General features: G+C 27.7%; 10 protein-coding genes and 2 pseudogenes. 1 reads left to right on the forward strand and 11 read right to left on the reverse strand.

All coding sequences use genetic code 11. From position 1 onward, the window contains the following. The first annotated feature begins 159 nt into the window (after window positions 1-159). Window positions 160-2232 (forward strand): methyl-accepting chemotaxis protein, encoded by a 2073-nt coding sequence (locus psyc5s11_RS26605; RefSeq protein ID WP_224035448.1) that lies wholly within the window; start codon window positions 160-162, stop codon window positions 2230-2232. A gap of 208 nt (window positions 2233-2440) precedes the next feature. Here psyc5s11_RS26605 and psyc5s11_RS26610 read toward each other — a convergent pair. The 11 genes and pseudogenes from psyc5s11_RS26610 to psyc5s11_RS26660 form a co-directional block, all read right to left on the reverse strand. Continuing rightward, window positions 2441-3239, reverse strand: a pseudogene (locus psyc5s11_RS26610) (class I SAM-dependent methyltransferase); the annotation flags it as partial. 143 nt (window positions 3240-3382) lie between these two features. Next, window positions 3383-4054 (reverse strand): FadR/GntR family transcriptional regulator, encoded by a 672-nt coding sequence (locus psyc5s11_RS26615; protein WP_224035449.1) that lies wholly within the window; start codon window positions 4052-4054, stop codon window positions 3383-3385. 20 nt (window positions 4055-4074) lie between these two features. Further along, the gene (locus tag psyc5s11_RS26620; protein WP_224035450.1) at window positions 4075-4665 is read right to left on the reverse strand and encodes a hypothetical protein; all 591 of its coding nucleotides are present in this window, start codon (window positions 4663-4665) and stop codon (window positions 4075-4077) included. A 21-nt stretch (window positions 4666-4686) separates the two neighbouring features. Continuing rightward, window positions 4687-5391, reverse strand: a complete 705-nt coding sequence (locus psyc5s11_RS26625) for an LrgB family protein (RefSeq protein WP_224035451.1) — start codon at window positions 5389-5391, stop codon at window positions 4687-4689. Further along, the gene (locus psyc5s11_RS26630; protein ID WP_224035452.1) at window positions 5388-5738 is read right to left on the reverse strand and encodes a CidA/LrgA family protein; all 351 of its coding nucleotides are present in this window, start codon (window positions 5736-5738) and stop codon (window positions 5388-5390) included. Before psyc5s11_RS26630 ends, psyc5s11_RS26625 begins: the two co-directional genes overlap by 4 nt. A 280-nt stretch (window positions 5739-6018) precedes the next feature. After that, window positions 6019-7116, reverse strand: coding sequence for a hypothetical protein (locus psyc5s11_RS26635; RefSeq protein ID WP_224035453.1), 1098 nt, complete (start codon window positions 7114-7116; stop codon window positions 6019-6021). A 13-nt stretch (window positions 7117-7129) separates the two neighbouring features. Further along, window positions 7130-8305: an SAM-dependent methyltransferase gene (locus tag psyc5s11_RS26640; protein ID WP_224035454.1), complete on the reverse strand. Its 1176-nt coding sequence runs from the start codon at window positions 8303-8305 to the stop codon at window positions 7130-7132. Window positions 8306-8408: 103 nt separating this feature from the next. Then, window positions 8409-10118 carry a methyl-accepting chemotaxis protein gene (locus tag psyc5s11_RS26645; RefSeq protein ID WP_224035455.1) on the reverse strand — a complete coding sequence of 570 codons (1710 nt, stop codon included), beginning with the start codon at window positions 10116-10118 and terminating at the stop codon, window positions 8409-8411. 568 nt (window positions 10119-10686) lie between these two features. Beyond that, the gene (locus tag psyc5s11_RS26650; RefSeq protein WP_224035456.1) at window positions 10687-11358 is read right to left on the reverse strand and encodes a FadR/GntR family transcriptional regulator; all 672 of its coding nucleotides are present in this window, start codon (window positions 11356-11358) and stop codon (window positions 10687-10689) included. A 20-nt stretch (window positions 11359-11378) separates the two neighbouring features. Next, window positions 11379-11969, reverse strand: coding sequence for a hypothetical protein (locus psyc5s11_RS26655; protein WP_224035457.1), 591 nt, complete (start codon window positions 11967-11969; stop codon window positions 11379-11381). 48 nt (window positions 11970-12017) lie between these two features. Continuing rightward, a pseudogene (locus psyc5s11_RS26660) lies at window positions 12018-12224 on the reverse strand (LrgB family protein); the annotation flags it as partial. Window positions 12225-12811: the final 587 nt, after the last annotated feature.

The following is a 12811-nucleotide window of genomic DNA, read 5'->3' on the forward strand; positions in this document are numbered from 1 at the left end:
TTATAGGATAATTGATGAATGTTTACAAAACGTATTTTTCTTACCAGTAGAGCTACACAAATCATATTTGATAGAAAATTAACAATTAATTTACTTTGTGAAAATTAATTTTACTTATTAGTGCGATATGAATTTAAACGATAGAGGGGGCGGATTTTTATGAGGAAAAAGAAACTAAGCACAAAAATCATACTTGCTATAGCAACAATTAGTATTTTATTAGCATCATCAATAGGGACCATTAGTATTTATAAAAGTAGCAATATAATTTCATCGGAATCAAAAGATAAACTTGCTTATATTGTAAAAAATAATGCAAACATTGAAAACATTAAATTAAAATCTACTGAAGACTCAGTCAATGGTCTTGCAGATATAGTTGAATCTAAAGTTGATGTGACTAAAATTTATGATCCAAATTACTTAAAGGATTTAGACGAATCACTAAAACCAGTGGTAAAAAAATTTATTGGTAGTAATAAACAATCTTTAGATGAATATATAACTTTTGATCCTACTATTTTAGGAAAAGTATATGGATCTATGTTTGTTTTAGATAATGGTCAATATGTAGATGGGGGATCTCTTCCAATAGAACAATTTAAAGAGGATGATCCTACTATGGCTTGGTATTATGCGCCTATTAAAGCTAAAAATGGAGTATGGTCTGATCCGTATAATGATCAAAATTTAAAAATGAATCTAGTCACATATTCAAAGCCTGTTATTGTCGATGGAAAATTGATAGCAGTAGTTGGAACTGATATAGAATTTGAATCATTTAAAAAAAATATTTTGGATTCTAAATTATATAATTCAGGGTATGAATTTTTGTTAAATTCAGATTTTAATTTTTTAGTGCATCCTAAATATACTTCTACTGATAATTTGAAAAATATAGATAATGGTAAATATAGTGAACTTGCAAATGATATATCTTCAACTAATGAAGGTATATATGAAATTAATTTTGAAGGTAAAGATATGATTGTTAGTTATTCAAAACTTATTAATGATACTATTTTAGTTAATGTGGTTCCCACATCAGAAATTATGGAGCCGTTGTATAGAACAATAAAAGTCATTTGTGTTGTAATAGCTGTTGGTGTAATTATTAGTATGCTAGTCGCTTGGTATATAGGAATAAAAATATCAATACCAATAACAAAAATTGCAAAGTTAGTGGAAAAAACTTCTAAATTGGATTTGATTTATGATGAATCATTTGAGCACTTAGGCAAATTAAACAATGAAATTGGTGATATGGCTAGAGCGACGTTTGATATGAGACGAGAACTGAGAGAAATAGTTTCTAAATTGGAAAAATCCTCATTGAGTGTTTTGGATATTTCAAAAGGAGTAACTCAAGGAACAGAAGATGTATCTACTAATATTGAGGAATTATCAAAAACTGTTTTAGAAATAGCAGAAGGGGCATCTTATCAAGCTTCACAAGCTGTGGAAGGCTCTTCAAAACTTTCGGAATTGTCTAATGAAATTGACACGATTGTAAATAGTTCAGAACTTATCAAGAAATATGTTAAGGTTGTAGACGATGTTAATAATGAAGGTAACCAATCATTAAAAGTGTTGCAGGAAAAATTCAACATTAATATAGAATTGTCTAAAAAAGTTACACAAAATGCGGATTCATTAGCTGAAAAATCAAGTTCTATAATAACAATAGTAGAAACAATTAAAAGTATTGCAGCGCAAACTAATTTACTTGCTCTTAATGCAGCCATTGAAGCAGCTAGGGCAGGAGAAACAGGCAAGGGATTCGCGGTTGTAGCAGATGAAGTAAAAAAATTAGCTGAAGAAACCTCTACTGCAACAGAAGAAATTTCTTTAATAATTAGTAAAATTAAAGATGAAATATACACAACAAAGAATAATGTGGATTTGGTTGAAAACATTGTTAATGAAGCAAACATAAAATTATCAGAAACCGAAAAAATATTTGATATAATTTCAGTTGCTGTAAAGAAAAACATAGATGAAACAAATCTACTAACTAGTAATATTAAAAGTATGAGTGAAAATAAAAATAAAGTAGTAGAAGTTATTCAAGGGATTTCAGCAATAACTGAGGAGTCAGCAGCTGGAACAGAAGAAATGTCAGCATCAGTGGATATGCAAACAGGAATAATATTAAATATTGTTGAATCAGCAAAAAAATCTGAACAAGTTGTAGAAGAATTAAGGGATGTAATCGCAAAATTTAAATCATGATATATTAAAAAATGGTAGATTAGTTTTGTAGTATATTTGTATGTATTGTATCTATCAGTTGCTATAGAGACACAGTTTATTCAAAACTGTGTCTCTTTTGATTCCATATATCTACAAACCTTGTAAAGCCTGCGTCTGAACGTAGAACAAATTATAAATCAAACAAATATGATTGGCATTGCGTAATACCACCTTTTAGGTTTTCCATTTTTCCATAATGCAATCTTAGATTTTCTACATCAACTACATTAAAATCTTTTTCTGACATACAATTAATTAATTATGAAATTGCTGGAACATATCCACCTGGGAAAATATATTTATTTATCCAAGTATTATTTTCACCAACTATGCATGTTATATAATGAAGTAAAGATACACCATTATCATTTAGCAAATTATCTATAGACTCAAAGTATTCAGAAAGATGGTCTTGTCCTACATGTTCTAGCATACCTACACTGACTATTTTATCAAATTTTCTGTTCTTTAGTTCCCTGTAATCTACGAGTTTAACTTCAACCAAATCACTTAGTACTTCGTTTTTTATTCTTTTGCGCTGTAGTTAATATATCATCTTTAGATTTAAAGTATCCGCAAGAATATGTCATAGTATCATCTAACCATAATTTATAGAAATCATTTCCTATGTCATAATGAAACTCAATATTTTTTTTGCTATTTTTTATATTATTAGTAGCCATCTTTAGTAAACTTGCATATTTAACACCATTACATAAAAAGCTCTCCTTATTATTATATAAAGATTCTATAACGTCTTGAATGCTTCCCTCAATATCTATTTTCTTAGTCATATAAGCTTCACCAAGAGTTAAAGAAGTCTCTTTAATAATATCCACTTTAGGAATGGGTTCATTAAAAATTATTTTAAATTTGACTTCTCCTTGTACATAAACTTCTGAACTTCCATCCCATAATTTTAATTCAAATGTATCTGAAAATAATTCTTTAAATCATGTTGTATAAAATATTTTGTCAATAATCATGACAGTCATCTACATATTTTTATTAATTAGTAAAACTAAAATTCTAATGAAAATATGCAAATTAGATTACTACTAACCTTATATAATATAATATGATTTAATTTTAAATTTATTTAACCACAAAAAAACATTTAGAATTAATCTTAAAGAACATAGCTTAGTTCTAAATGTTTCTTTACAGCAGCCGCAGCTACAGAACCATTATGAGTTTCTAAAGCTCTCCATATTTCTTCATGTTGATCTCTAACCAATGTTTTATTAAGAGCATGAATTTTTGAATTTTCAATATACTTTTCGATTAAAGAAGATATTGAAAACATTATGTTTGAAATCAGATGATTACCTGATGCTTGTGCTATTTTATAATGAAATTTTTTATCTATTGAAGCACAAATTTCAGCATCTGAATTATTATTTAATTCATCCATTAGTTCCTTTAATTCTATAAGCTGCTCATTGGTTATATTCTTTGCAGCAAGGGCTGCCGTTTCAGGTTCAATTACTTTTCTAAGTTCAAGAATATCTTCGCTTTTGCTTCCAAGGAGTAAAAAAACAATAGACAACGGTTCAAGTAAACTATTTTGAATATTCTCATTAATAAAATTCCCTTCACCATGCCTAGATTCAATAAGGCCAAGCATTTGTAAGGCTCTTAGAGCTTCTCTAATAGATGCTCTGCTAACCTCAAGTTTCTCACATAAATCTCTTTCTGAAGGTAATTTATCTCCGCTCTTTAACTCACCCTTTTTAACAATATCTTTTATTTGTTCCATTACCATTTCATATATTTTTGTGCTTTTTACAGGACTCAGCATTTGCATCTTCCTCTCAAAAATCAATTTTCTTTGCTTTTTGATAAATAATTAAGTAAGTCTTTATAATTTTTTTCTGCTAATGGTTCTCTATTTTTTGAATTCTCCATTTTATTACTAAATACATTAATGTTTTTCTTAAAATTTTCTAATGTATTAATAATAGCAGTTTTGAAAAGTGGAATAGAATCAATTATTCTCATTATTCCATATACATACTCATCATCACTTAGAGTGAAACATTGAAATAATCCAGAAGTTAATCTTCCATCAGATAACATATAAATGTATCTATCATTCATTTCATCAGATAAATCGACTTCAATTTTATGTTTGTATAATCTAAAGATAATAGCATCTTTCTTTATAAATATAGGGAATATACTAGAAAAAAGTGTTTCCATATTATTATCTTCTTCATCAATTATCCCTGAAAAGTCATTTTCATTAAGTTTCATTACAATATCATCAGTAAATATACTGTTTTTTATTTCTTTCGCTAGTTTCAATTTTAATCTTTGTTCCTTTTCTTCAATCAATAAATTATCAATAGAATTAAATAACTTATTAAGTGGACCAGTGCCTTTTTGGGAATTGTTTTTATTATCAATCACAATAATACCTCCATAAATAATTTAATTAAAGAATGCCGAAAATAAATTCCACAGTATAGGTGCTATAAGTACTGTTATAATTCCTGAAATTGCAATAGTTAAACTGCTCATAGCACCTTCAATTTCGCCTATTTCCATAGCTTTAGCTGTTCCAACAGCATGTGATGCACAACCCATAGCAATTCCCATAGCTACTTTATCATTTATCTTTAATATTTTATACAAGAATGGTCCAATAATAGAACCTAATATTCCAGTAATTATAATAGCAACTACAGCTATAGAAGGAAGACCGCCTAGTTGCTTAGCTAATGCCATTCCTATAGGTGTTGTTATAGATTTAGGTATTAATGACTTTGTAAGTTCACCTGAAAGATTAAATAACTTTGAAAGTGCAATTACAGATATTATTCCTAATACATCACCACCTAAGATACCTGCTAGAATAGGCAGCGCATTTTCCTTAAATAGAGAAAACTTTTTATATAAAGGTAATGCCAAGGCTACAGTTGCAGGCGCTAAAAAGAAAGAAATCACTTGTCCACCATTGTTGTAATCATCATATTTAATATTAAACTTAAATAAAAATATAATTAAAATTATTATTGCAATAAGTAATGGATTAAAAATTGAAAGCTTGAGTTTTTGCTTAATTAAAGCACCTATCTCATAAGCAATTATAGATATTAACACGCCAAAAACAGGGGAGGTTATTATATCATTCATTTTGAGCACACCTTTCTTAAAAATTTAACAACATATGCAGTTACAATCCAAACAATAAAAGTAGAAATAAGAATTATACAAGAAAATGCTACAACTTTACCTTTAAGTATATCAAATGATGTCATTAGGCCAACACCAGCCGGAATAAATAAAAATGACATATGAGATATTAATACTTCGCATATATCTTCAATCATTTCAGTTTTAACAATGCCAAAAGACAAAGCTAAGAAAAGAAAAATCAATCCAAGAACTGTACCTGGTATAGGTAAATTAAAAATTACTTGTATGATCACACCTAAAAAATATGCTATTAAAATAATCATTAATTGCTTTAGATATTTCAAAAAAATCACTTCCTTTGTAAAATAATTTGCGGTATAATGGTCAGACCAGTATCGTTAATATATCATATATTTTTTAATAATTCAATCAATATTATATACCACTTTCACTGTTTTTCTAGATTTTTCACCCAATTCAATCCTTTGCTTAGGTGTAAGCATTAAATCTACGTTTGGTGACTCACCAATAATGTAGATTAATTTTTTATAGAAATCACTACTGTACCTTATAATTATTTAAAACACATTCTTTCTTAGTTTCTTAAAAGCTGAACAGTTACACTTACAAATTTATTTTAACTTTTTTATATTTCCTTAAATCCTTAACTTGCATAAGCTTACAGCTAGATTTCAAATCATTTAATGAATGTCCTTTTAGTGTCCATAGTGGATAGTAGATTCTTGCCATATCTACTAATCCTTCTATAATTATTCTACCCTGTTCACCCATTCTTTTGGTTTCATTCATTATATATTTACTTATATCCCTGCTTGATATATCATTTTTAATCATAGTTCTTATGTAGTCTAAATGCTTCAAAGTAACTTCTGATGATTTGAAATGTCTCTTTAATACAACATATATTTCTTTTTCGATATAATGCAAATTTCTATTACTCCTATTTTTAATCTGACTTTTATCATAATACTTATAATTTATATCTGATTTGGTTGATAGTTTTTCATTAAGAGACTTTATATCGATAATATTTATATTGCAATAGTTTAATTTATAATCACTATAATACAAATTATATCTGTTATTATATCTCCACAAAGTTTTAATTGCTTCATGTACTTCATATTCCATTCTAAAATCTTGAACAATATAATCTAATAATACATCCTGTGGTATCACTCCATATATATCTAATAAAGCTCTAAACAACTCTATAAGTTCTTGATTTTCTTTTGAATGTTCAATAACCTCAATTTTAGATATCTTTGATTTTATTGTTTCTCTTATTTCAAATGGCATAGATATCTTTTTCTCATTAAAATCATAATATGAATATATTATTCCTAGATATTCTAAAGACTTTTTGACATCTTCTTTTATATTATAATTTCTATTTAATGATATTGTATAATTGTTGTCACATATTTCTTTTATAAAATCATATTCTTCGTATGTAATAAAATCACCTATTATTACCGAAATATTATTTTTAATATAAAATGATATAATTTCTACAAAATCTTCCTTCCTCTTTCCACCTACATGTATTTCAAAAATTTTAGTCAATTCTTTCAAGTGGCTTAATTTCATTAAAGATATAATGTTTTTAATTGATTTTTCTCCATCATTACTTTTCATTTTATCATCTAACTTCTTTATATTCTTGATATCAATATATCTGATTTCACTAGTGAATTTCATAAGCTCTATTTAACTATTTGTACATATAATCTCTAGTCCATGGTAAATCATTATTTACACCTTTATTAAATAAAAATTGATGAATGCTTATATTCCCAGAATTAAAGGATGCTGCACAAGCATTTAGATATAATCTCCACATTCTTATAAAAGTCTCGTCCTTAGTTTTTCTTATTTCAGGCAATGCATTTTCAAAATTCTTTGACCAATGTTCTAAAGTTTTTTCATAATGAAGTCTTAAATTTTCTGCATCATTTAAACAAAATCCTTCGTCTGACATGCAGTTAACTAGTTCCTTAACTGCTGGCACATATCCACCTGGGAATATATACTTATTAATCCATGTATTATTTCCTCCAATATCTGTAGCTGTTATACAATGTAGTAAAGATACACCCTTGTCATTTAATAAATTCTTCACAGCTGAAAAATACTCTGCAAGGTGATCTTGTCCTACATGTTCAAGCATGCCTACACTAACTACTTTATCAAAAGTTCTATTTTTTAATTCTCTGTAATCCGCAAGTTGAACTTTAACTAGATTTTCCAAGCCTTCCTTCTTTATTCTTTCATTAATTTTTTCCAATTGCTCGGAACTTAAGGTTATACCCATAGCTCTTACTTTATATTCTTTTGCTGCAGAAATAATCAATTCACCCCAGCCACATCCTATATCAAGTAAGGTCTCTCCCTTTTTTAAATTCAGTTTCTTAAGAATATGCTCTACTTTGTTCTTTTGCGCCTGAATTAAAGAATCATCTTTAGACTTAAAGTATCCGCAAGAATATGTCATAGTATCATCTAACCATAATTTATAAAAATCATTTCCAATATCATAATGAAACTCAATGTTTTTTTTGCTATTTTTAATGTTATTTGTAGCCATCTTTAGTAAACTTGCATATTTATCACTATTGGTTAAAAAGCTTTCTTTATTATTGTATAAAGACTCAATAACATTTTGAACGCTTCCTTCAATTTCTATTTTCTTAGTCATATAAGCCTCACCAAAAGTTAATGAAGGATCCTTAATGATATCTGCTTTAGGAATAATTTCATTGAAAATTATTTTAAATTGAACTTTTCCTTCTCCATAAATTTCTGAGCTTCCATCCCAAAGTGTAAGTTCAAAAGTGTCTGAAAATAAGTTTTTAAATAATGTTTTGTAAAATATTTTGTCAATAATCATGACATTCATCTCCTTTTTCTATATTTAAATTTAATCATCAAATCTATATAAATATTAATGATAATCTGATGTTAACAATCCAAAAACATGGCCATTTAATATATTAAACTTTAAATTTTAGTATTATTTCATTAAGGTTTTCTACAAGTTCTGCTTGTCCGTCAGCTGTTAAATCTATTTCTTCTAAAGAATTTGTAGCTTGTTCTATGCTTTCATTTATTGATTCCATTTGGTCAATTGAGTTTTGATCTATATCTGTCATATCTTGCATTGCTTCATTTATTTGACCTACTGAAGCAGTTATTTCTTCTGACATAGCTGCAATTTCCTCAGACATTTTGCTTATAAACTCAGAATCCTCATAATAATCATTTCCTGTCTCTTCATAAGCTTTAAGCTGTGCCTTTACATCTTTATCTATAAATTCAAGTAAATCTTTGCCATTATCTATGCTGCTTTTAAATGCTTGCTGAACTTTTAAGATAGTATCCTGGATTGATGTTACAGCTTCAGATGACTGCTCTGCAAGTTTTCTAACTTCTTCTGCTACTACTGCAAACCCTCTTCCTTCTTCTCCTGCTCTTGCTGCCTCTATTGCTGCATTTAATGCAAGTAAATTTGTTTCTTCTGCTATGTTTGCTATAGTATCAGCCATAACTTTAATATTTTCTACTACTTGTCCATCTTCAATAGCTCTTAGCATTCTTTCTTGCTTTTGAATATATAAATTTTCTGTTTCCTTAATGGCCTTTTGACTATTGTTTTTAATTTTTATAGCCTTTTCTTTTAATTCATTTGAATTATTGCTTCCTTCCATAGCTTTACTAGAAAGTTCATTAATTCCTGAATCCATTTCTTCGATAGATGCACTTATTTCTTGTGAAGTTGCGCCAGCTCCCTCCATTCCATCTGTAATATTACTTACCACCCTATTTATATTTTGAACCTTTGATGTTATTTCCTGCACTGATACGGATAGTTCTTGACTTGAAGCACTTATAGTATTAGAATGCTCCATTATTGTTTGAATTAACTGATTTACATTTTTCCGAGCTATATTTAAAGCAATAGCTGCTTGTCCAAATTCATCTTTTCTTGTGATAATAATTGAAGATGAAAAGTCATAATTAGCTAACTTTTCAGCAAAAACTTTTATTTTAGTTAATGGCTTTGTCATATCTCTTGCAATTAGTATTCCAAGTACAATGGCTAATGCTATTCCCACAATATTTAAAATAATCATAGTCATATTTGATTTTGCATATGTCAATCGATTTGAGTCATCTGCCAATTTTGCCTCATTTGAATTTGTTTTTACTACTTTATCAAGACTAGTAAACATCTTCTCTGTTACTGATTGTATTGCTAAATATTGTTTTTGAGCTTCATTCAAATTATTAGAATTAACTGCGTCAACTATACCTTTTCTAGCACTTCTATATGAAGCCAGATCATCCTTAAAATCTTCCCATCCATCTTCTTTTGAATTTTTAAATAGTTTATCAAACTCATCTATATATGCATCATCTTCATCAACAGCACTATTAATATCTTTTTCTACTGTTTGTATTTCAGCTTTATCACTTGAATTAATAATAGTTAAAAGATCTCCTTTTATTTCTTTAAGATTTCCCTTTAACGATAAAATTAACTTTACGCTATTAAGATTTGAAGCATACATTTCTTCTGCATTTTTCTCTATCTTTTTTAATGCCATCGTACCCACTCCACCTACTAGGCCAATTAAGATGACTACAATCAGAAATGACAAAATTAATTTTGATTTTACTTTCATGTTTTTCAATAACTCCATTTTTATTCCCTCCAAACTATTAAATATCTATCTATAATAAGTTGTGACAATGCACTTAATGCCACAAATAAAAGTACTGAATATGCAATATAGAGTCTTCACCATACCAGTAATCAAAACAACAAATTGCTTGTTGTTTTGATTACTGGTATGGTGGTATATTGGTCTTACCACTTATCGTAATATATCACATATTTATTAATAATTCAACCACTATTATCCCAATAATATGACTTTTTCCACTATATTTCTAAAATATTTTTATTTACACCTAATCTTTAATTCTATTTACTTTATATTTTGATATAGGCTAATATTAAGGATATAAATTTAATTTTTTCCTATATGAAATTCTTGATAATAAAAAAAGCCAATAAAATTAGTAATATATAAAAATCACTTAATTTCAATTGGCAGATTGAAACACTTGCTCCAAATCCAAGTAAAGAGAATCTTTCACATTTTCCAATTATGCAGATTAAATTGCTGCTAACATTATACAGTATGCTTTAATTCCAAATTTAGTTAACCATACAGCAAAATCATATTCGGTTTTAACCTTAAAAATTTAAAAAACATCACTTAATTCTAAATGTTTCTTTAAAGCAGCTTTAGCTGATGAGCCATTATGAGTTTCTAAAGCATTCCATATTTCTTCATGTTGAGCTTTAACTAATGTTTTATTAATAGTATTAATTTTTGAATTTTCAATATGTTTTTCAATCAAGGAAGATACTGAAAACATTATAGTTGAAATCAAGTGATTGCCAGAGGCTTGTGCTATTTTATAATGGAATCTTTTATCTAGAGAAGCACAAACTTCAGCATCTGAGGTATTATTTAGTTCCTCCATTATTTCCTTTAACTCTATAAGCTGCTCATTTGTTATATTTTTTGCTGCAAGTACTGCTGTTTCTGGTTCAATTATTTTTCTAAGCTCAAGAACACTTTCACTTTTACTTCCAAGAAGTAAAAAAACAGTAGATAAAGGCTCAAGTAAACTATTTTCGAAATTCTCATTAATGAAATTTCCTTCACCATGCTTAGTTTCAATAAGACCAAGCATCTGCAAAGCCTTTAGAGCTTCTCTAATAGATGCCCTGCTAACCTCGAGTTTCTCAGATAACTCTCTTTCAGAAGGTAATTTATCTCCACTCTTTAATTCACCTTTCTTAACAAGATCTTTTATCTGTTCCATTACCATTTCATATATTTTTGTGTTTTTTACAGGACTTAACATTTATATCTTCCTCTCAAAAGTCAATTTTCTTTGCTTTCTGATAAATAATTAAGTAATTCATTATAATTTTTTTCTGCTAATGGTTCCCTATTTTTTAAATTCTCTATTTTATTGTTATGTATATCAATATTTTTTTGGAAATTTTCTAATGTATTGATGATAGCAGTTTTAAAAAGTGGAATAGAATCAATTATTCTTTTTACTCCATATATATACTCATCATCACTAAGAGTGAAACATTGAAATAATCCAGAAGTTAATCTTCCATCAGAAAATATATAAATGTATCTATCATTCATTTCATCAGATAAATCTACTTCAATTTTATGTTTATATAGTCTAAATATGATATCACCTTTCTTTATAAATATAGGGAATATACTTGAAAAAAGCATTGATATATTATTGTCTTCCTGATCAATTAATCCAGAGAAGTCATTTTCATTAAGTTTCATTACAATTTCATCTGTAAATATACTGTTTTTTATTTCTTTACTCAGTTTTAATTTTAATCTTTGTTCCCTTCCTTCAATTAATAAATTATCAATAGAATTGAATAACTTATTAATTAGGCCTATTCCTTTTGAGGAATTGTTTTTATTATCAATCATAATAATACCTCCATAAATAATTTAATTAAAAAATATTGAAAATAAATTTCAAAGTATAGGTGCTATCAGTACTGTCATAATTCCTGAAATCGCAATAGTTAAACTGCTCATAGCGCCTTCAGTTTCACCTATTTCCATAGCTTTAGCTGTTCCAACAGCATGTAATCCACTACCCATAGCAATTGCCATAGCTACTTTATCATTTATCTTTAATATTTTATACAAGAATTGTCCAATAATAGAACCTAATATTCCAAATCATTTTAGTTTTAACAATGCCAGAAGATAAGGCTAAGAAAAGAAAATTTAATTCAAGAACGGTACCTGGTATAGGTAATCTAAAAAACACTTGTATAATCACACATAAAAAATATGCTATCAAAATAATCATTAATTGCTTTAGATATTTCAAAAAAATCAATTCCTCTATAAAATAATTATTGGTATAGTGGTCAGACTAATTAATGCTAATATATCATATATCCGTGGAATAATTCAACCATCATTATTCCACTGATATACATTTTATTAAGCCTTTTGCATAGTCAGAATCTTTTGCTTTGTTATTTATTATGTTTAAAAATTGTTATTTTTCATTATTCGGACTAACATCTCCTCATACACGTTTTTTTTAAAAAATAACACACGTCTAGTTATTTTTTTCTAACTAAACGTGTGTTATATAGTGTCGTGTGTTGAGTACCTATCCTAGTATCTAAACGCTGTGGCGGAGAGAATTGGATTCGAAAGCTTTCTCAGTATTTCCACAACTCTGGTGTTTTCAACGTCTGTGAGTTTTTATCTCATTATCTGATTACAATTTTGATTACAAAAAATATGGT

The organism is Clostridium gelidum, assembly GCF_019977655.1.
GTDB lineage: Bacteria > Bacillota > Clostridia > Clostridiales > Clostridiaceae > Clostridium > Clostridium gelidum.